Source organism: Thalassospira sp. GO-4, from assembly GCF_023588965.1.
Lineage (GTDB): Bacteria > Pseudomonadota > Alphaproteobacteria > Rhodospirillales > Thalassospiraceae > Thalassospira > Thalassospira povalilytica.
Map to the genome: position 1 here is coordinate 1635567 of NZ_CP097807.1, position 20389 is coordinate 1655955.

Consider the following 20389-nt stretch of genomic DNA (forward strand, 5'->3'; position numbering starts at 1 on the left):
CAAAGCGCCAATTAAACTTTAACACTGAGCATCTTTTTTATATCCGGTTGTTTTATACCGGATTTATCGGACACGCAAAATGAACAAGACCAGTGCGTCAAATACGCCCCGCAAAGTTTCCCTGACCGAAAAGGTGATTGCAAGCCTGCGTTCCGAAATTGAAAGCGGACAGCGCGAACCGGGCAGCAAATTGCCAACCGAACCGGTTTTGACAGAGCGGTTCGGTGTCAGCCGCACCGTCATTCGCGAAGCCATCGCCGCCCTTAAGGCCGACGGGCTTCTTGAACCGCGCCAGGGGGCCGGTGTGTTTGTTCTGGCCCCGGAAACCCGAAGCAATGACAAATCGATTTTCGAAGTCGATTACGCCCAGGTATCGGACGTTCTGGAAATTCTTGAATTGCGTATGGCCGTCGAAATCGAGGCCGCCGGCCTTGCCTGTATGCGCAGTTCCGTCGCCCAGCAGGCCAAGATTTTCGAAGCGATGGAAAAAATGGAACGCGCCCTGGAAAAAGGGGAACCCACCGCCCCGGCCGATTTCGAATTCCACAGCGCGATTGCCGCGGCCACCAATAACCGCCGCTATGCCGAATTTCTCGAACATCTGGGCGACAAGACCATCCCGCGGGCGCAGCTTCGCCGCCGCCCGCCAGAGGCCGAAGACCAGAAATCCTATATGCAGATGATCCTGGGTGAACATCGGCGCATCTATGATGCAATCGCCGCCCGCGATGATGACACCGCCCGCAAGGCCATGCGCGATCACCTTAGCCTGAGCCAGACCCGCTATCAGAAACTGCTAACCCAGCGATAAGCCGATCAACTGCGCGTCATCAAACGATTTCGCACCACTGGATAAGGTCGCCCGATCAACGACCACACGCATCCGTCGATAGCGCCAGCGAATGAATGAAGCCCAGGCAACCTGATGCAAGGTGTCAGCGGCGCGATCCTTTGCGAACTGTCTGCAAATTCCGATCAGACCTTGCGCGGGCCCTGTCGAACCGGAGTGCAACTGATGTGTCTCGGGCATCGGCGGTTCGGTGACCGAACAACGCATGACGGCATTTGGCAAACACCACCACTATCAGCCAACCCGCTGCCCGGTCGTCAGGCAATCATTGGGACTGCCGGAAGTCTGAGCGGTCCTGTTCGGTTCAGTCAGGTCAGGTCCGTCCGGTACGATTGGTCAGACCCGATCCAATCAGTCGGCCAGAGCCGCAGCCAGAACCGTCATGTCCGAAATCACGATATCGGCCCCGGCATCGTAAAGCCGGTTGGTCGCGTCGGTTTCCTGACCGGCATAATGGCCGCCCCCGACAAATCCGATACATTTCATTCCGGCTGCCACCGCCGCGGTAACACCGGCAACGGAATCTTCGATGACAATGGTTGATGACGGCGAAAAGCCCATATCGGCACAGGCATGCAAAAACAGATCCGGGGCCGGTTTGCCGTTTTTGACAAAATCGGCACTATAAATCCGTTCTGCGAACCAAGGGCCAAGGCCGGTGACCACCATGGTTTTTTCCAGCCGTTCGACCGAACTGCTTGATGAAATGCAAAAGGCCAGATCACGGCTGCGCAGGGCCGAAAGCACCAGATCAATGCCACTGATCTTGGCCAGTTCCGTGTCATAGCGCGCAAACAGTTTCTGATAAAAGAACGGTTTGAATTCGGCACTGATATCGGTGCCGGTCTGGCTGCGGATATGATCGATCGGGGCCGAACTTGATCGGCCGGTGAACCGGTCGGCAACCTCGCGAAACGATAAGGGGGCGCCGAAATGATCCAGAACATCAACAAGGGTCGCAAGCGAGATCGGTTCGCTATCGACCAGGACACCGTCACAGTCAAACAGCACAACCTTGCAGCCGTCAAACAGCTTGGCTATTGATGAAGGTGACGCTGGCCCCTGTTCCGGGCGGCGTTGGTCTTCGTTTCCGGCAAAGCGTCCATCTTTGTTGCTGGCTTCGTTTCCATCTTTGTTTTCTTGTTCGTTTTCTTGTTCGTTTTCCTGGGCCATGTTGAACCTGGCTTGTTTCATTTGTCTGATGAAAGCAGCCTAGCCAATCACATGTTTCAGCGTCAACAAAAATGAACATTTGACCAACTATTGAACTTTTGATCAAATCGCGATCAATCAGACCATTCAAAACAACATCCGGCAGTCGCGGTCCCATCTGCAAAGCCGGGGAAATGCGGAGGAAAACCCGACCATGAGTCCCCAAGACACCTGTTTCATCGGCGTGGATGTTGGCACCGGCAGTGCGCGCGCTGGCGTGTTTGATGCCAATGGCAAGCTGCTTGGCAGTGCCGCCCATGCAATTGCGATGAACCGTCCCAAACCCGATTTTGTCGAACAGGACTCGGAAAATATCTGGCAGTCGGTTTGCCAGTCGGTCCGCGATGCGTTGAAAAAATCCGCTGTCGCCCCCGAAAAAATCGCCGCCATCGGTTTTGACGCCACCTGTTCGCTGGTCATCCGCGATCAGGACAACCGCCCGCTGGGTGTGACCCCGGGCGGGGCGGATAACTGGGATGTGATTGTCTGGATGGATCACCGTGCCGTGCGCGAGGCCGAAGAATGCACCGCGACCGGATCGCGGGTTCTGGAATTTATCGGCGGCACCATGTCCCCGGAAATGGAAATGCCCAAACTGATGTGGCTGAAACGCCATAACAAACCGGCCTGGGACAAGATGGGGGCGGCTTATGATCTGGCCGACTTCCTGTCATTCCGCGCAACCGGCAGCAATGCCCGGTCCTGCTGTACTGTCACCTGCAAATGGACGTATCTGGCCCATCAGGACGAACCATGGGATCGTGATTTCCTGTCGGTGATCGGCATGGAAGACCTCAATGACAAGATCAATATGCATGATCCTGCACTGGCGGTTGGCGAACGCATCGGCACCCTTGATGCACAAGGTGCGGCTGATCTTGGTCTGACCACCAATTGCGTGGTCGGGGCCGGATTGATTGATGCCCATGCCGGTGCGCTTGGCACCCTTGGCGAATATCTTGATGGTAATCTGGACCAGCATTTCGCGATGATTGCGGGCACATCGACCTGTCATATGGCCCTGTCAAAGGAACCGCGTTTCATCAAGGGCATCTGGGGTCCGTATTTCGGGGCGATTGCGCCGGGGCTTTGGCTCAATGAAGGCGGGCAGTCGGCAACCGGTGCGTTGCTTGACCATGTTGTCGCCATGCATCCGTTTTCCAACGGCATGGGCCGTGATGCCCACAAGCTTGCCGGGGAAAAGCTTTTACCGCTGATGGCGGATACCACCGACCTTGCACCGCGCCTGCATGTTCTTCCCGATTTTCATGGCAACCGGTCCCCGCTTGCCGATCCCGAGGCCCTTGGGGTGATTTCCGGTCTGACACTTGATCAGAGCGAGGAAAGCTTCCTGAAACTTTACTGGGCAACTGCCTGTGCGATTGCCTATGGCACGCGCCATATCATCGATGCGCTGAATGATACCGGATATGACATCACCCACATTCATCTGAGTGGCGGCCATACCGCATCCAAAGTGCTGGTCAAACTTTATGCCGATGTCACCGGCTGTCACGTTGTGATGTCCGATTGCGAGGAGCCGGTTCTGCTGGGTTCGGCAATGCTTGCGGCCGGAGCACTTGATGCCGATGGCGGTCTTGCCCGTGCCGCGCGCCAGATGGCGGGCAAGGAAACCCTGCATGCCCCCGACGAGATGGCCAAAGCCGATCACGACCGGCGCTATGCCATTTTCCATCAGATGCATGCCCATCGCCAGGCCCTTGATGCCATGAGCAATCCGGGTGCCAAACACGGCTGAGAATTCTTTTCCCCTGCCCCGTTCGTGGGACGCCCTAACCAAAAGGCGCTTGACGCAACTTTTGGTTAGGGTCAAAACAAAAGGGCCGATGCAAAAGCATCGGCCCTTTCTTACGCACGCGCGACGGCGGGGTCGGGGGATCATGCAGAAGATATTCATTTTCTGCACCGCCACGAGCACGATGCCTTACAAGGCCGGTCCGGTTTGGACCGGCCTTGTTTGTTCAGGTTACTCAGCCGGATGTTCGTGGGCGGCCTTGACGTCACCGCGCTTTGAACGGTTCTTGGCAAAGGTGCCAACAATCAGAACAAAGAACAGCGGCACGAAGAAGATCGCAAGCACGGTCGCCGCAATCATCCCGCCCATCACGCCAGTCCCCACCGCCACACGGGCAGCAGCACCGGCACCGGTCGAAATCGCCAGCGGCACAACGCCAAGGGTGAAGGCCATCGACGTCATGATGATCGGACGCAGACGCTGACGGGCAGCTTCCACCGTAGCTTCAAGAAGGCCCATGCCCTGGTCGTAAAGTTCACGGGCGAACTCGACAATCAGGATGGCGTTCTTGGCCGAAAGACCGATCGTGGTCAGAATGGCCACCTGGAAGTAAACGTCATCGGGCAGATCACGCAGCAATGCAGCAAGCACCGCACCAAGGACACCAAGCGGAACCACCATCATGACCGAAATCGGGATCGCCCAGCTTTCATAAAGGGCTGCAAGACACAGGAAGACCACGATCATGGACAGCGCATACAATGCCGGTCCCTGTTCGCCTGCTTCGCGTTCCTCATAGGACAGCCCCTGCCATTCAAGGCCGATGCCACCCGGAAGTTTCGCAACCATTTCTTCCATGGCCGCCATTGCATCACCCGACGCAACGCCCGGTCCCGATGCACCCTGAATATTGACGGATGCCAGACCGTTGAAGCGTTCCAGACGCGGCGAACCGTAATCCCAGTTCGTGGTGGCAAATGCCGAAATCGGCACCATTTCACCAAGACCGTTACGGACATACCAGTGATCAAGGTCTTCAGGCATCATGCGGTATTTCGCATCCGACTGCATATAGACCTTTTTGACACGGCCGTTTTCGATGAAGTCATTGACATAGCTTGACCCCCAGGCCGCAGCCAGGGTGCTGTTCACATCCGCCAGGTCGACAGCAAGCGCGCTTGCCTTTTCCTGATCGATATTGATGTTGAACTGCGGCATGTCATTCAGACCGTTCGGACGCACACCGGCCACGCGCGGATCCTGTGCCGCCATCCCCAGAAGCTGGTTACGGGCTGCAATCAGGGCGTCGTGACCATTGCCGCCACGATCCACAAGCTGAAGGTCAAAGCCGTTTGCAGTGCCCAGCTCGATAATTGCTGGCGGGGCAAAGGCAAAGACCATGGCTTCGCGGATCTGGGCAAAGGCACCATAGGCACGACCGATCACAGCACCAACAGCCTGATCCGGGCGGGTACGTTCCGACCAGTCCTTCATGTTGACAAAGGCGATACCGGCGTTCTGGCCGCTCCCGGCAAAGGAGAAGCCGGCGACCGTGAACAGACCCTGGACGTTTTCCTTTTCATTCTCAAGGAAGTGGGTTTCCAGCTTCTTGAGAACCTCGACCGTGCGTTCCTGCGAGGCACCAGCCGGAAGCTGAACCATCGAGAACATGATGCCCTGGTCTTCGTCTGGCAGGAACGAGCCCGGCAGGCGGAAGAACAAGGCCGCAAGGCCGCCGACAAGGATCCCGTACACAAACAGGTAACGCCATTTGCGATGAACAACGTGATCAACACTGCCCTGATAGAACCGGTTGGTCTTGTCAAAGCCGCGGTTGAACCAGCCGAACGGACCTTTTTTCGCAAGCGGGTCGGTATGGGTCGGCTTGAGCATGGTGGCACACAGTGCCGGGGTCAGCACGATTGCCACAACCACCGAAAGCGCCATCGCCGACACAATCGTGATCGAGAACTGGCGATAAATCGCCCCGGTCGATCCGGCAAAGAAGGCCATCGGCACAAACACGGCCGAAAGAACCAGCGCAATACCGATCAGCGCCCCGGTAATCTGCCCCATGGATTTCCGTGTTGCTTCGCGCGGCGGAAGCCCGTCTTCATGCATCACACGTTCGACGTTTTCGACCACGACAATCGCGTCATCGACCAGAAGACCGATGGCAAGAACCATGGCAAACATGGTCAGCGTGTTGATCGAATAGCCGAATGCGGCAAGGATACCGAATGTCCCGAGCAGAACCACCGGCACCGCGATCGTCGGGATCAGGGTCGCCCGCCAGTTTTGCAGGAACAGCAACATCACCAGGAAGACAAGAACGATTGCCTCAAACAGGGTGTGAACCACTTCTTCGATCGAGACCTGCACGAACGGGGTGGTGTCGTACGGATAGACGATCTCAAGCCCTTGCGGGAAGAACGGCTTAAGCTCCGCCAGACGGGCCTTTACGGCCTCGGCGGTGTCAAGTGCGTTGGCCCCGGTCGCAAGATAGATACCGATACCCGTTGCGGCCTGTGCATTATAGCGGGCCACCACGTCATAGCTTTCGCCACCGATTTCGATACGGGCCACGTCGCCAAGACGGACCTGCGAACCATCGGTTTCGACCTTGAGCAGGATGTTGGCGAATTCATCAACCGTCTGCAATTTGCTTTGGGCGGTGATGGTCGCATTGATCTGCTGGCCCGGAACCGACGGGGCACCACCGATCTGACCGGCGGTGACTTCGGTGTTCTGGGCTTCGACAGCCGAACTGATATCGGAAACCGTCAGGTTATAGGACAGCATCTTGTTCGGATCGAGCCAGATGCGCATTGCATGCTGCGCACCGAACACGGTGACCGAACCGACACCATTCACACGCCCAAGCGGATCTTCAACCGTGGAGACGACAAAGTCGGACAGATCTTCGGCATTCATCGAACCATCAGCCGACACAAAGCCGACAACCATCAGGAACGATCCCGATGACTTGCTGACAGTCACGCCCTGCTGCTGCACTTCGGTCGGAAGCGACGACATCGCAGCTTGCAGTTTGTTCTGTACCTGAACCTGTGCGATGTCGGGATCGGCTTCGGGTTCAAAGGTCAGCTTGATCGATGCCTGACCGTTTGACGACGAATTCGATGACATATAGCGCAGGTAATCCAGCCCGTTCATCTGTTGTTCGATGACCTGGGTCACGGTGTTTTCCACCGTCTGCGCGGACGCGCCCGGATAGGAAGCCGAAATCTCGACCGATGGCGGTGCAATTGACGGGTACTGTTCCACCGGCAACTGCCACAGGGAAAGTCCCCCCGCCAGCATAATCACCAGGGCAACAACCCAGGCGAATACGGGGCGGTCAATAAAGAATTTTGCCATTGAATAAACCCTTATTCGGCGGCTTTGGCGGTTTCGACAGGCTGGGCTGCAACGGGTGCGCCCGGCCCGATACGCTGAAGACCATCCACGATCAGCTGATCGCCATCTTCAACGCCAGCCGAAACCAGCCAGTTCTGTCCCTGGGATTGTTCGATGGTGATGTCTTTTGACGCCACTTTGCCATCGACCACGACATAGACATAAGCCGATCCATCCGGACGACGCATCACGGCCTTTTGCGGCACAAGGAATGCGTTTTCAAGATGGCCCTGGCGGACCTGACCGCGCACGAACATGCCCGGCAAAAGCGTTCCGTCCGGGTTCGGGAAGACCACACGCAACCGGATGGTGCCGGTGGTTTCATTGACCGTCACATCCGAGAATTGCAGCGTGCCCTTGTGCGGATATTCGGCACCGGTCGAGTCAATGATCAGGGAAACTTCGACCTGACCGTTTTCAACACCCTTGATGCGGCCATTCTGGATGGCCTGCTTGATCTTCATCAGACGTCCCCCGGCCTGGGTGACATCAACATAGATCGGATCAAGCTGGGTGATCGTGGTCAGTTTCGCAGTCTGGTTGGCAGTTACCAGCGCGCCTTCGGTGAAATCGGATGATCCGATCTGACCGGAAATCGGTGCGGTAACAGTGGTGTATGCCAGATCAATGCGGGCCTGTTCCAGTTCGGCACGGGCTGCTGCGACTGCGGCCTTGCCCTGTGCTTCGGCGGCGACCGCATCATCATAGGTCTGCTGGCTGACGGCCTGCGACTTGATCAGCGGATCGTAACGCTTGCGGGTTTTGGTGGCCTGATCAAAGGTGGCGATCTGACGGGCAAGTTCGGCCTGTGCGGCATCGACCTTGGCCAGATAGACATCCTGATCAATCATATAAAGCTGCTGACCGGCTTCAACAAAGGTGCCTTCGGTGAAGTTGCGTTCCTTGATGATCCCGTCGACCTGCGGACGGATATCCGCCTGACGGAAAGCAATCGTACGCCCGGGCATTTCTTCGACAAGACCGACGGTCTGGGCTTCAAGAGTAACGGTGCCAACCTGGGTTGCAGGTTGTTGCTGCGGTGCAGCGGCCTGTTTTTCAGCGCCTTCATTTTGCTCGCTGCAGGCAGCGACCATCAAGGCAAGTGCTGCCACACCGGCAAATTTCAAACAAGATCGCATGGACAAATTGCTTTTCCTTCTAAGTCCCGAGCAATGAAAACGGGAACGCTTTGTCATTGCTTTTCGAAATACTGTACGGTACAGTACACATTGTGCACTGCACGATCAAGAGCCAAAAACAACAGAATCAAGAATCATGAGTGAAACGCCAGAAAAGCTTGAAAAACAATCCACTCGCGGGTCTGCAAGACGGCGCGCCATGATGGATGCGGCCTGGAAACTTTTGCTGGAGCGGGGGTTCGCTGGCGTCACACTTAATGATGTCATTTCGCAATCGGGTGGCTCCCGTACAACCCTTTACGAAGCATTCGGCGGAAAGGACGGCCTTCTTGAAGCTGTCATGAAAGAACGCTGTCAGGAATTCTCCGCGGAATTACACATCTCGCTGGAAACCGATCTCCCTCCTCGTCACGCACTGACGGACTTCGGCACCAAACTGGCGCACAAGATAGTAACCGAGGAAGTCGCCCGCTTCACTCAAATTCTGTATTCCGAAGGCCAGCACTTTCTACCCCTGATCGAAAAATTCTTTGAAGTCGGCCCGGACAGCACACGCAAACATCTTGCCGATTACCTTTCGCGCCAGCAAAAGCTTGGCCGCATCAGCATCAATGATCCCGACCATGCGGCTGAAATGTTCGAAGCCATGGTGATCGGCGACTGGCAATCACGCATTATGAAACATCATCCAAGACCCCCGATGACCGACCGCGAGATTGAAGACCGCGTGTCGCGTGCTGTGCAGATTTTCCTGTGTGGCATCACCACCGACGAACATCGCCAAACGGTCGGATGTGACAGTTGATCACGACGGCTTTGCGATGAAAGTCAGCTACTTGTAACCTGCCCCTCCTGACAGCATCCTGTCAGCAATCCGGGTGACCGGATGGTAAACGCCCCGAACGGCGCCCTAACTTCACCAAAATTGACCTTCAGGATGCCTGACAAGACCGGATCCGGTTGCTTTGGCAGGGCGTGACAGGTGTGATGTTGCGCGCCATCGGATGCGTGTTTGGCGAACCGGCGTTGCGGTGCCGCAATCGGGGCATACCCCATGATTGATTGCAACCGTTCCAAACAGTTCACCAAAGATGCGCAAAACCGATGTAAACTGAATGCAACAGGATCGCGTTTGTCACCATTCCAGAAGCAGGGGTTTTCTGATGCCCGGACGTCGTGTTTTTGTCGGTTTTGGCTTGTGCGCCACCTTGATGCTTGCGCTTGCCCCGCGTGCGCAGGCCATCACGGTCGACAAGGCCCGCACCGCCGTTGAAGCAATCCTGATGCAATCGGGCATCACGGCAACCGAAAGCGACGCCCGCACGGTTGACGGCGACGGCGTGGTTTTGACCTATGATGGCGTCTATCTTGATCTTCGCGGCTATTCGACCGACCGCGCGCTGACCATGGACGGGGTCACGGTTACCGTGCGCGACACCGATCAAACCGATCAGATTGATCTTGATGTCAAATTGCCCGAACGCGCCCGGATGGAAGCCGAAGCCACCAGTGACCAGCGTGATCTGACCATGCGTAATGCGGGGGGCTATCTGCGCTGGGACGTTGCGCGCAACATCCCGGTGACCTTTGACGGCTTTGCCGATTTCCTGATCGGTGACGAACCGGTGACGCGCAAACACTGGATGATGAATGGCCTGATGATCCAGTGGCTGCCGGAACTGGCCCGCATTGCCTGGCAAGGTGCCGAATGGACCGGTCCCAACCGCGAAAAAATGGGGGCGGTCAAATCGGCAAGCTTCACCCTTTATCCCGGCGAAAACGGTGAAACCCATCTTGATTACGCCCATGACGGTTTATGGCTGCCCAGCCTGTTCCAGCCGCGCACCATGCGCGTCAAAAGCAGCAGCACCGGCCTGCCCTGGCGCGAAGCCAAACCGATCATTGAAAAAGGCTTCCACGATATCCTGACCGGCACCGCCCCCAGATTTGCCCGCCGCCAGATCGGTGATGCGCTTTGGCAAAAGGCCGCCCAGAACGGTGCCCCGGTCAAGGTCGAGGAATTCTACGTTGAATCCCGCGGGCTTGAGGCCCTTGGCTCCGGCGAATTCATGGCCCAGGCCGCCGCACGATATGGCTTTACCGGTGATTTTGATTTCAAATTGCTGGGCCAGGACAAGCTGGTCGACCTTCTGGGTACCCCTGACAGCCCGACCCTTCTTGGCGCCTTGCTGCCCTTTGCGGTGAACGGTCTTGCGGTTGGCCGCCCCGGCCCGCAAGGCACAACCGAATATGACGGTCAGCTGCTTCCGGATGGCCGGATCGTGGTTAACGGCCTGACAGTCTATCGCACGGCTGATGGCAGTTAGACCATGAATGCACCATCTGCCTCCGCCCCCTCGGACCTTGTTTCCGGGCCGTGCAATCGCATTGTGATCTATTGCCGGGATATCGAGGCAATGGTGTCATTTTACAGCACCTATTTCGGATATCAGGTCGTCGCGCGACCACAAGATCGCATCACTGAATTGCGCCGGACGGATGGCGGGTTGGTCCTGATGCTGCATCCGGCAAGCAAGGGGCAGAAAGAAGGTCAGGCTCTTATCAAGCTGGTCTTTGACGTGCGTGATGTTTTCGCGTTTCGCGCCCATCTGCTTGCAGCCGGACTGACTGTCGACCCGGTCCATGAGGCCGATAACTATCAGTTTGCCAATCTCAAAGACCCGGCGAAAAATTCGGTTTCCATATCAAGCAGGGCCTTTTGCACAGGCTGATCGGCTTTTCGGCCAAACCATGGATCGAAACAAGCCTGCATTTCCAACATGGCCCTACTCTGTGGCTTGAACACCCCATTCTGTGATTGCTGCACATTCATGCAGATTTTCTCGGCCGCGTCGGTTCGAAAAAATACATATTATTGACGTTCATCTCGGAACTTCGCATGATCCGCATTCAAGGTCGGCGCAGCGAATGCCGGCCCAAAAGAATCAGGGAGTTTCAGGTAATGAAAATGAACAAATCGGGCCTTCTTTCCGGACTGGTCCTGGCAGGCAGCCTTTTTGCGTCCGTCTCAAGCGTATCGGCCGAGGAAATCAAGGTCGGGATCGCCAATTTCGGCGAACATCCGCAGCTTAATGCGGCGATTGCAGGCTTCAAGGAAGCCATGGCTGAAAACGGCTTTGTTGAGGGCAAAGACGTTTCCTATTCCGAAAGCCACACCAACTTTGACGCATCCCTGGTGCCCCAGATGATCACCAAGCTGCAATCCGAGAATCCGAAACTGATCTATACGATCACCACCCCGGTTTCGCAGATCGCCAAACAGGCGCTGGCAGGGTCTGGCATTCCGATCGTCTTTTCGGCTGTGACCGATCCGGTTGCCGCCAAGCTGGTCCCGTCATGGGAAGCCGGTGACGAGGGCATGACCGGCGCATCCGATCTTCAGGATATCGCAGCGGTTCTGGAATTCACCCGCAAGCTTCTTCCGGATGCCAAGCGCCTTGCCCTGCCCTACAACCCGGGCGAAGCCAATGACGTGGCCCTTCTTGAAAAGGTCGAAGCATTGGCACCGGCTGCCGGTTTCTCGGTGGTTGCGGTCGGCATTGACAACGTCAATGACATCCAGCAGCGCATCACATCGGTCGCAGGCAAGGCAGACGTCATCTATACTCCGGCATCGAACCTGATTCAGCCTGCCATTGCCGCCGTGTCGGCCGCGGCCCGCCAGATCGGCGTTCCGATTGTCAACTCTGACAGCTCGGCTGTTGCTAATGGCACCGTTCCGGCCAGCTTCTCGGTTGATTACAGCCAGGTCGGACTGAATGCCGGCAAGATCGCAGCCGAAATCCTTAAGGGCAAATCACCGGCAGACATCCCGCCGTCCGCCCCGTCCTATGAAACCCATGCACCGATGATTTCAAAATCGGCTGCTGCGGCCTTCGGGATCGAAATTCCGGCTGAATTCAACGATTGCGGCTGCATCGTCGAATAATTTCGTCCAGACCTGAACACACATTGGCGCCGCAAGTGGTCATTCCCTTCGGCGCCAATGCCATTTCGCCATGTCACACATGGCCCAAGGAGAAGACGGATGCTTGAAATCCGATCTGCACGCAAAACCTTTTACGCCGGACAACCCGACGAAAAGGTGGCACTTGATAATCTTGACCTGACCTTGCAAACCGGCGAATTCGGCGTAGTCATCGGATCAAACGGGGCAGGCAAAAGCACGATGCTGAACGCCGTGTCTGGCGCGCTTCCCCTTGATAGCGGTCAAATCCTGATTAACGGGGACGACGTCACCAACACCCCGGTTCATAAACGCGCCACCCGGATTGCGCGCGTGTTTCAGGACCCGATGCTGGGAACTGCGGCCAGCATGACGGTTGCCGAAAACATGCTTCTGGCCGAATTGCGCAGCAAAAAACGCACCCTTGCGCGCGGGCTTAATGCCAAACGGCTTGCCGATTACAAGGAACGGTTATCCACCCTGGGGCTTGGTCTTGAAAACCGCCTGAACACCAAGGTGGAACTTCTGTCTGGCGGACAGCGCCAGTCATTGTCGCTGATCATGGCGGTTGGCGGATCGCCCGATCTGCTGTTGCTGGATGAACATACCGCCGCCCTTGATCCGCGCACCGCCGATCTGGTGATGCAGGCAACAGTTCGTGCGGTCGACAGCCTGAAACTGACGACACTGATGGTGACCCACAATATGCAGCACGCTGTCGATTACGGGCATCGCGTCATCATGCTTGATGCCGGCCGCGTCAAACTTCAGATCGGTGGCGAAGAAAAAGCAAATATCACCGTGGCAAAACTGGTCGATCATTTCGCGGTCAAGACCGATGCGATGATGTTGGGGGCTTAAGAATACTATGGAATTTCTGTCTTCGACCTTTACCAGCTATGTCGCGCTTGTACCGGTGACCCTTGCTCAAAGCCTTATTCTGGCCTTTGTGGTTCTGGGCATCATGATCCCGTTCCGCACCCTGCATTTCCCCGATCTGACCAGCGAGGGCGCCTATCCGCTGGGCGGATGTGTTTGCGGTGTTCTGATTGCCGCGGGCATGAACCCGGCACTGGCGATCATTGTGGCCCTGTTGTGCGGTTTTCTGGCTGGCTGCTGTACGGCCCTTATTCACCTGCGGTTCCGCATTCACACCCTGCTTGCCGGGATCCTGATGATGACGATGCTTTACAGCATCAATCTGCGCATCATGGGTAAATCGAACCTGTCGATCTTTGGCTCGGACAGTGTCTATAACTGGGCACCGTTCGTTACCCCGGGCTTCCCGGTCAGCAAGATCATCATTGCCGGGATCATTGGTGCGGCTGTGTTCCTGGCCCTGAACTGGTTTTTCAAAACCGAAAAGGGCACGGCCCTTCGCGCGGTTGGCTCCAACCCCGCCATGGCCGAGGCACAGGGCATTTCGGTCTGGGTTTCCACCATTGTCGGTGTCGGCCTTGCCAGTGCCTTTTCGGCAACCAGCGGCGCATTGATGGTCCAGTCACAGGGCTTTGCCGATGTGAATATGGGGCTTGGCATTCTGATCAATGGTCTTGCCGCCTTGATGATCGGCGAAGCCGTTGTTGGCAAACAAAGCGTGTTTCGCCAGCTCCTGGCACCCTTTGTCGGGGCGATCATTTATTATCAGCTGGTGTCGCTGTGTCTGGCGGCAGGCATGCCACCGCCCGATCTGAAACTGGCGACCGGGTTGTTTGTTCTGGCCATGCTGGCCCTGCCCAGCCTGAAACGCGGACGCGGCGGCGCACCCGCACGCGAGAAATTGCGCGAATAGCCTTCGCCCGGTCTGCGTCACTATGCAACCGGTCTGAAAACAAAACGGCCGCCCTCCCATCCGGAGTGGCGGCCGTTTTTCATATCAGTTCATCGCGGGCAGCATTCACGCTGCAAGCAGGAAAACACCCGCTGCTGCGATGGCACCGCCACCGGCACGCACGGCAAATGGGGCGGCCTTTTCGGCCAGCTTTTTAACCGACATGCCAAGACCAAGTCCGATGGCATGAAGTGCCGCCGTCGCAACAGCAAAGCCGATCCCGTATTCGATGCCGCTGGCGGTTGCCGGCATTTCTGTGCCATGGGCATGACCATGGAAAACCGCAAACAGACCAACCAGCGCCATCGCAGCACCGGTCGGCAGATGTTTGCCAAGGGCAATAACCGCGCCCAGCACAATGACCGAGCCGACAATACCAAGCTCAACAAACGGCAGGGCAACATTGGCAACGCCCAGAATACCGCCGACAATCATCATGCCGACAAAGGACAAAGGCAAAAGCCAGACCGACTTTCCCCCTTGCTGGGAGGCCAGAATGCCGACCGCAACCATCGCCAGCAAATGGTCAAGACCACCGATCGGATGTCCGAAACCCGATGCAAAACCCGAAACCGTGCCCGCCCCGGTATGGGCCAGTGCCGGCGTTGCTGCCAAAACCGCGATGGCAAAGGCAACAAGCGATGAATGCCGCATTCTGAAATCTCCTGTATGATCTGAAATTCGAAATTATGAAGTTTTTGAAAATTATCATACCGGTTACTCAATGCCAATATCCCAAACGAAAAGGGCGGGGAAAATGCCCCGCCCTTTTGCCAGAAGATAGGTTGGATCAGCTGTTACCAGCTGTATTTAAGGGTCGCCAGAACCGTGCGGCCATCACCGTAATAGCGGCTGCCAAAGGTATTGGAAGACACATATTCACGGTCGGTCAGGTTGGTGGCATTGACCGACAGGCTGACATCATCGGTCACCGCATAAATGACCGCAGCATCAAACAGGGTGTATCCGCCAAGCGTTTCGGTATTGCCGTCATTACGTGCACGTTCGCCGGTATAGCGCATACCACCGCCAAGGGTCAGATCCCCAAACCAGCCCTGCCCCGGAATGGTGTAATCAAGCCATGCGGATGCCTGATGTTCGGGAACGTTTGCCGGGCTGTTGCCGATATTGGCTGCTGTAATGTCGTCTTTGATTTCCGCATCCAGATAGGTATAGGCAAGCGTCAGGTTGGTCTGTTCATCAAGTGACATCTTGCCTTCCAGCTCAAGCCCGCGCGAATTGATTTCGCCGATCTGCTTATAGCTGCTGGTGCTTGAATTCCACTGCGACACGTTTTCCTGGGTCAGGTCAAACAGGGCCGCGGTAAACAGCGCATCAAAGGTTTCGGGCTGATATTTCACGCCGATTTCATATTGCGTACCTTCCTGCGGCTTGACCCCGTCGGGGCGCGACGCCAGACCGGAATAGACCGGCTGGAAGGATTCCGAATAATTGCCGTAAATCGAAACTTCGTTGGTCGCCTTATAGGTCAGACCAAGGCGCGATGTGAATTTGTGATCATCGCGTTCGGCCGTGGTGCCGCTGCTGATGGTGTCGGTGTCACTTTGAACATAATCAAAGCGCCCGCCAACCGTCGCAATCCAGTCATCGGCAATGGTCAGCTGTTCCTGCAGATAGGCACCATAGGTCGACTGGGTGATTTCGGTGTCGGAACTGCTTGTGAATGTGATGCATGAAAGCCCGCAATAGGACGGGTTGTACGGATCAATTGCCGATGCCGTACCGTCGCGGCGGAATTCGCGGTTCCGGTCACGGTTGAAATCGATCCCCATCAGCGTTTTGCTGTCAAAGGTATCGTTGATCGCCGTGTCATATTGCAGCTGGTTGTCGATCCCGAAGCGGTCAAGTTCACCATAAATCGCAAAGGCGTTACGATTGCCAAGCGGCGTGCTGTCATTGAGATAGATGGTTTCATAGGTCAGATCGACATGGGTGTAACGCGCGTTCTGACGAAATTCGAGCTTGTCGGTAATCTGGTGGGAAAGCGCATAACCGATATTGGTTTCTTCGGTGTCGAAATTGTTGAAATCAGGTTCCCCAAAGAATGCATCGCGGCTGGTTTCGATCCCGATCGGATAGCCATAGCCAAGGCCGCTGTCGCGTTCGCTGTAACTTGTCAGAAGGGTAACTTCGGTGCCTGCCTTGGGCTTGTAGGTAAAGGCAGGCGCGATATACAGACGGTCATCCTGCGAATAATCCTGGCTGCGTTCGGCATCCTGCCAAAGGCCGGTCAAACGGTATGTCCAGTTGCTGCCTTCGACCACAGGGCCGGTAACATCCCCGCCACCGCGCAGGTGATTTTCACCAAAGGTGGTAAAGACTTCGCCGCCGGCTTCGTCTTCGGGACGTTTGGTCGTCATATTGACCAGACCGCCCGGACCATTCAGGCCAAACAGGCTTGATGTCGATCCCTTAAGCACATCGATCTGCTGCAAACCATACGGTTCGGGACGGCTGTTGGTGAAGTTGTAGATACGAATGGGAAGACCATCGCGATAGCTGCTAAGCGACGTCTGGCCAAAGCCGCGAATGCGCACATAGTCATAGCGATAATCCGACCCGTATTCCGCGGCCTGGACACCGGCGGTATAGGAAACGGCCTGCTGGATGTCCTGAACGTTGCGGGTTTCCATTTCTTTCTGGGTGATCACAGACACGGCCGATGAATCATCAAGAATGGGCGTGTCGGTTTTCGATGCCGTGCGGCTGCGCGATGCGACAAAGCTTTCGGTAACGGCAACATCCGGACCCGATGCTTCTGCGCCATTCGCCTCAACCCGGATCGGGTCAAGAACTTCGCCCTGTGCGGCCCCGCCGGTATTGACCGCTTCGATCACCACGGTTTCGTCATCGGTGATGTCGTAGCTCAGTCCGGTTCCGCGCAGCAATGCTTCGAGTGCCGTATCTGCACGCATGGTACCGGAAACGGCACTGGCCTGCACATTGCGGGCAAGCGCGCCATCCACAGTCACCTGAAGCCCGGTCTGAACACCGAATTGCGCAAGCGCACTGGTCAGCGACTGGGCCGGAATGTCAAAGGCATATTGACCATCAATGCCGTTTGCCGCGACCTGGGCGGTCGCATCGGTTGCAAACATGACAGGCGCCAAGGCGGTCGTCATCATCAAGGCACTGGCTATAACTGCAACACGTCCACGATTACGCAGCGTGTCTGCACCCCCACTCTTCATTCGTCTTAATCTCCGTTTTACGTCATATGCCCCAACCAGACTGAGAATGCAAACGCTTCTCAATGGCGAGATATGAAACAAAACGGATCGGCTGAGTGTTTTTTCAAAAAAAGTTTCAGAAAATTCAAAATCGGCCTGAAAGCCCCGGCTTTACGCAAATTTCCCGGCGCGTTTCATGATCCTGATTTAATCAGGACGGCGACACGACAAGCAACCAAGGGGTGATTTCACGCACCGTTGCCTTTTGCGCACGGGCCATGCCGCGCAGGGCCGATACCGGATCATCAAGACGATAAACCCCGGTCACTGTCTGACGGGACAGTTCGGCATCGGTAATGACGATGGTGCCGGTATAATACCGGCGCAACCGGTCAACGATTTCGCCCAACGGCTGATCCTGGGCAATCAGCTGATTGTGCCGCCATGCGGCGATCTGGCTTGCCGGGGCGGTTGACCGGCGGACCTGTCCGTCGCGACTGACCCGGGCCTGTTGTCCGGCTTCAAGCAATTCCGACACCGGCGGTACGGTCGGGGCATTTTCAACACGGACCAGGCCATGTTCAACCGCGACACTTGACCGCCCCGCCGTATCAGACACATCAAATCCGGTGCCCAGCACGGTTACGGTCACGGCATCGGCACCGACGGTAAACGGTTTTTGCGGATCGGGGGTGACTTCAAAAAACGCCTCCCCGCTTAGCAATTCAACAAACCGGGTGGTGCCATCCATCCGCACCTTGATCGCGCTTTCAGGTGCAAGGGTCACCGTGCTGTTATCGGCCAGCGTCACCGTGGTAATTTCGGCTGTCTTGGTAAAATGATCGGCCTGCATTTCGGTTGCAATCCGCGGCCCGATTATTGCCGCAACCAGCGATGCGGCAATGGCAAGCCCGCCAAGACCAATCCCGCGCCAGGATGTATTGCCACGTTTTTTAAACCGGCTTTGGGCGGCGATGACTTTGGCGGTTTCTTCGGCCCGGGCTGCGATGGCATCTTTGCCAGCAGCGGTTCTGACATCGGCCAGATCGTCTTCGGATGCGCGTCTGGCATCCAGAAAACGCTGCCAGTCGGCCTTGCCGTCTTTGGCCTGATCCGCCCCAAGCGGTGCGATCCCCGCCATCAGATCGGCGGTGCGTCTGGTCGCATTCCAGGCATCAAGATGCAGCGGATCCTGCGCGCACCAGGCATCAAATTCTGCCTTGAGTTCGCGGTCCTCGGGCGCTTCGTGCAACCGGATAATCCAGTCGGTTGCTTCTTTTGCTGCCTTGGCTTGCGCCGGGTTTGTCATCCCTGTCATCACACCATTTCACCGTCCGGGCGCACAATTTGATCGGCCGTGCCACGGACATATCTTGTCAGCAATCGCATCTGATCACCACCCAGACGGGCAGCAATGCGATCTTCTACACTGAAAAGAATGACCGGGTCATGCATTACCTTCATGGCCAACCGCCCAGACGTTCGCGGCAATGGTCAATACCGTCCGCCACCAGCTTGTGGGCCAGCGGAACAGAAATATCGAGGAATTCGGCAATCTCGCGCAGCTTGGCCCCGCCAAAGCGATGCATTTCGCAGGCAATCCGCGTTCTTTCGGGAAGCTCGGCCAGGGCCTGCATCAGGGTGGCATAGTCATCCTTGTAAAGAACGATGGTTTCCGGGTCCGGCGTCTGTGCGGGCGAAATATTGGCGATCACTTCATAGTCAACCGCACCGGTAACACGGCTTTCCTGCGCATCACGCCGTTTGCTATCAAGGGCAAGATTGCGCACGATCCGGTAAAGATACCCGGTCGCGTCTTCCAGAAACCGGCCTTTGGACGCCTCGTCAAACCGCAACCAGGCTTCCTGCACCAGATCTTCGGCCAACACACGGTTGCCGATGATCGAACTGGCATAGTTCACAAGCGCCGGTCTTTGGCGCATGAACAATGTCAAAGATGTTGAATTACCGGCCAAACAGGCATTCCTTTATGCGCAGCCCTTTCAAGCTCCGTTCCCCACGGCTTGAGCCATATCGCAAGTGATACTGATTATCAATAACTTTTACTGGCGACAGCACTGTTGCTTTCAACAAGTTTGGCAATTTCACCAGAAAAGCTGGCCTTTTGCTTGTTGATTGGCAAACGGGTCTCTGGAGGCCCAAGTCGTTAACGCCGTTAGCAAGCTGGCCTATTTGGCAGTAACAGACTTATGAATTTCCGCTGGATGCCTTGGCCACAGCCGGGATCAACGCATTAAGGCAGACGACCTCCTTCACGATCGCGTCGCTGGCAGACAACACGCTCCCTTCGTTTAACAGGCGACGGCTGGTCTGCAATGCATCGGCAGGTTTTGCTGCGAGGCAAAGAGCATAGTCGCGGGCTGCTGCATGGACATCGACATCCGGTTTTACACATGAAACAAATCTATGGTGCAACGCCTCCTCTGCCGATATTCGACGGGCGCTTAAAAGCCAATCTCGTGCGACCATGTCCCCTACCCTGCGCGCCAGAAGCGCCGTTGCACCAGCTTCAGGAACGATACCGAGATCCGCAAAGGGAAACTTAAACACGGTACTTTCTCCTGCGACAACCCAGTCTGCGTGTAACAGCATTGTGGCGCCGAAACCCACGGCTGCCCCGGTTACTGCGGCCACCATCGGCTTGGATTGTTGAGCAAAGGCAGAAATGCAGCGACGTACCGCACCGTCTTGGGATTGGGGCCAAAGCTTGGCGAATTCAGCAATGTCGTGTCCGGCGCTGTAATGTGGCCCGACGCCCTGAAGTATGACGCAATGCACATTTGTATTTTGGTTTGCGTGGTTCATGGCGTTTGCGAGTGCATCGAACATCGCCTCATTAAGGGCGTTACGTTTCTCGGGACGATTGATGCTTATTGTGCAGATGTTATCGCTGGTTTCTGACGTGATTCTGTTTTCCATTAAGGGCCTCCCTCCTGAAACGGTATATCGCGAGAGCATTGTTTACTTTTACGTAAACGTCAACTTACATAGAAAACAGGAACCAT

General features: G+C 56.2%; 17 protein-coding genes. 8 read left to right on the plus strand and 9 right to left on the minus strand.

Features of this window, described 5'->3' with window-relative positions; translation table 11 throughout:
- The first annotated feature begins 79 nt into the window (after positions 1–79).
- Positions 80–811 carry a FadR/GntR family transcriptional regulator gene (locus tag M9H61_RS07700; protein WP_068517929.1) on the plus strand — a complete coding sequence of 244 codons (732 nt, stop codon included), beginning with the start codon at positions 80–82 and terminating at the stop codon, positions 809–811.
- Positions 812–1201: 390 nt separating this feature from the next.
- On the opposite strand, the gene M9H61_RS07705 is transcribed toward M9H61_RS07700, so the two are convergent.
- Positions 1202–2023, minus strand: coding sequence for an HAD family phosphatase (locus M9H61_RS07705; protein ID WP_250284293.1), 822 nt, complete (start codon positions 2021–2023; stop codon positions 1202–1204).
- Positions 2024–2216: 193 nt separating this feature from the next.
- Between M9H61_RS07705 and M9H61_RS07710 the strand changes: the two genes are divergently transcribed.
- Complete coding sequence (locus M9H61_RS07710) at positions 2217–3821, plus strand: FGGY-family carbohydrate kinase (RefSeq protein ID WP_250284295.1); 1605 nt, start codon at positions 2217–2219, stop codon at positions 3819–3821.
- Positions 3822–4049: 228 nt separating this feature from the next.
- Here M9H61_RS07710 and M9H61_RS07715 read toward each other — a convergent pair whose 3' ends face one another.
- On the minus strand, positions 4050–7196 hold the full coding sequence (locus M9H61_RS07715; RefSeq protein ID WP_250284298.1) for an efflux RND transporter permease subunit: 3147 nt from the start codon (positions 7194–7196) through the stop codon (positions 4050–4052).
- Between the two features lie 11 nt (positions 7197–7207).
- Positions 7208–8374 (minus strand): efflux RND transporter periplasmic adaptor subunit, encoded by a 1167-nt coding sequence (locus tag M9H61_RS07720; protein ID WP_068517926.1) that lies wholly within the window; start codon positions 8372–8374, stop codon positions 7208–7210.
- A gap of 136 nt (positions 8375–8510) precedes the next feature.
- Between M9H61_RS07720 and M9H61_RS07725 the strand changes: the two genes are divergently transcribed.
- The 6 genes from M9H61_RS07725 to M9H61_RS07750 all read left to right on the plus strand — a co-directional run bounded on the left by M9H61_RS07725 (position 8511) and on the right by M9H61_RS07750 (position 14133).
- The gene (locus M9H61_RS07725) at positions 8511–9179 is read left to right on the plus strand and encodes a TetR/AcrR family transcriptional regulator (RefSeq protein ID WP_068517925.1); all 669 of its coding nucleotides are present in this window, start codon (positions 8511–8513) and stop codon (positions 9177–9179) included.
- Between the two features lie 358 nt (positions 9180–9537).
- The gene (locus M9H61_RS07730) at positions 9538–10701 is read left to right on the plus strand and encodes a hypothetical protein (protein WP_250284299.1); all 1164 of its coding nucleotides are present in this window, start codon (positions 9538–9540) and stop codon (positions 10699–10701) included.
- A 3-nt stretch (positions 10702–10704) separates the two neighbouring features.
- Positions 10705–11106, plus strand: coding sequence for a VOC family protein (locus M9H61_RS07735; RefSeq protein ID WP_250284301.1), 402 nt, complete (start codon positions 10705–10707; stop codon positions 11104–11106).
- A 230-nt stretch (positions 11107–11336) separates the two neighbouring features.
- A complete protein-coding gene (locus tag M9H61_RS07740; protein ID WP_068517920.1) occupies positions 11337–12323 on the plus strand; it encodes an ABC transporter substrate-binding protein in 987 nt (328 codons plus the stop codon).
- A gap of 99 nt (positions 12324–12422) precedes the next feature.
- The gene (locus tag M9H61_RS07745) at positions 12423–13202 is read left to right on the plus strand and encodes an ABC transporter ATP-binding protein (protein ID WP_101247410.1); all 780 of its coding nucleotides are present in this window, start codon (positions 12423–12425) and stop codon (positions 13200–13202) included.
- Positions 13203–13209: 7 nt separating this feature from the next.
- Positions 13210–14133, plus strand: coding sequence for an ABC transporter permease (locus M9H61_RS07750; protein WP_068517918.1), 924 nt, complete (start codon positions 13210–13212; stop codon positions 14131–14133).
- Positions 14134–14238: 105 nt separating this feature from the next.
- On the opposite strand, the gene M9H61_RS07755 is transcribed toward M9H61_RS07750, so the two are convergent.
- From M9H61_RS07755 to M9H61_RS07780, 6 genes are all read right to left on the minus strand, one after another.
- Positions 14239–14826, minus strand: a complete 588-nt coding sequence (locus tag M9H61_RS07755; RefSeq protein ID WP_250284304.1) for a HupE/UreJ family protein — start codon at positions 14824–14826, stop codon at positions 14239–14241.
- A gap of 143 nt (positions 14827–14969) precedes the next feature.
- Positions 14970–17384, minus strand: coding sequence for a TonB-dependent siderophore receptor (locus tag M9H61_RS07760; RefSeq protein WP_250284306.1), 2415 nt, complete (start codon positions 17382–17384; stop codon positions 14970–14972).
- Positions 17385–17574: 190 nt separating this feature from the next.
- Complete coding sequence (locus tag M9H61_RS07765; RefSeq protein ID WP_250284308.1) at positions 17575–18681, minus strand: FecR domain-containing protein; 1107 nt, start codon at positions 18679–18681, stop codon at positions 17575–17577.
- Positions 18681–18827 (minus strand): hypothetical protein, encoded by a 147-nt coding sequence (locus M9H61_RS07770; RefSeq protein ID WP_170310244.1) that lies wholly within the window; start codon positions 18825–18827, stop codon positions 18681–18683. Before M9H61_RS07770 ends, M9H61_RS07765 begins: the two co-directional genes overlap by 1 nt.
- Positions 18824–19306: a sigma-70 family RNA polymerase sigma factor gene (locus M9H61_RS07775; protein WP_068517914.1), complete on the minus strand. Its 483-nt coding sequence runs from the start codon at positions 19304–19306 to the stop codon at positions 18824–18826. Before M9H61_RS07775 ends, M9H61_RS07770 begins: the two co-directional genes overlap by 4 nt.
- A 265-nt stretch (positions 19307–19571) precedes the next feature.
- Positions 19572–20303 carry an enoyl-CoA hydratase/isomerase family protein gene (locus M9H61_RS07780; RefSeq protein WP_250284309.1) on the minus strand — a complete coding sequence of 244 codons (732 nt, stop codon included), beginning with the start codon at positions 20301–20303 and terminating at the stop codon, positions 19572–19574.
- Positions 20304–20389 lie beyond the last annotated feature (86 nt).

Coding starts and splice junctions, on each gene's coding strand:
- M9H61_RS07700 (WP_068517929.1), top strand. CDS start 80: ATGAACAAGACCAGTGCGTCAAATACGCCCCGCAAAGTTTCCCTGACC.
- M9H61_RS07770 (WP_170310244.1), bottom strand. CDS start 18,827: ATGAAGGTAATGCATGACCCGGTCATTCTTTTCAGTGTAGAAGATCGC.
- M9H61_RS07730 (WP_250284299.1), top strand. CDS start 9,538: ATGCCCGGACGTCGTGTTTTTGTCGGTTTTGGCTTGTGCGCCACCTTG.
- M9H61_RS07745 (WP_101247410.1), top strand. CDS start 12,423: ATGCTTGAAATCCGATCTGCACGCAAAACCTTTTACGCCGGACAACCC.
- M9H61_RS07715 (WP_250284298.1), bottom strand. CDS start 7,196: ATGGCAAAATTCTTTATTGACCGCCCCGTATTCGCCTGGGTTGTTGCC.
- M9H61_RS07720 (WP_068517926.1), bottom strand. CDS start 8,374: ATGCGATCTTGTTTGAAATTTGCCGGTGTGGCAGCACTTGCCTTGATG.
- M9H61_RS07775 (WP_068517914.1), bottom strand. CDS start 19,306: ATGCGCCAAAGACCGGCGCTTGTGAACTATGCCAGTTCGATCATCGGC.
- M9H61_RS07765 (WP_250284308.1), bottom strand. CDS start 18,681: ATGACAGGGATGACAAACCCGGCGCAAGCCAAGGCAGCAAAAGAAGCA.
- M9H61_RS07760 (WP_250284306.1), bottom strand. CDS start 17,384: ATGAAGAGTGGGGGTGCAGACACGCTGCGTAATCGTGGACGTGTTGCA.
- M9H61_RS07705 (WP_250284293.1), bottom strand. CDS start 2,023: ATGGCCCAGGAAAACGAACAAGAAAACGAACAAGAAAACAAAGATGGA.
- M9H61_RS07780 (WP_250284309.1), bottom strand. CDS start 20,303: ATGGAAAACAGAATCACGTCAGAAACCAGCGATAACATCTGCACAATA.
- M9H61_RS07710 (WP_250284295.1), top strand. CDS start 2,217: ATGAGTCCCCAAGACACCTGTTTCATCGGCGTGGATGTTGGCACCGGC.
- M9H61_RS07755 (WP_250284304.1), bottom strand. CDS start 14,826: ATGCGGCATTCATCGCTTGTTGCCTTTGCCATCGCGGTTTTGGCAGCA.
- M9H61_RS07725 (WP_068517925.1), top strand. CDS start 8,511: ATGAGTGAAACGCCAGAAAAGCTTGAAAAACAATCCACTCGCGGGTCT.
- M9H61_RS07750 (WP_068517918.1), top strand. CDS start 13,210: ATGGAATTTCTGTCTTCGACCTTTACCAGCTATGTCGCGCTTGTACCG.
- M9H61_RS07735 (WP_250284301.1), top strand. CDS start 10,705: ATGAATGCACCATCTGCCTCCGCCCCCTCGGACCTTGTTTCCGGGCCG.
- M9H61_RS07740 (WP_068517920.1), top strand. CDS start 11,337: ATGAAAATGAACAAATCGGGCCTTCTTTCCGGACTGGTCCTGGCAGGC.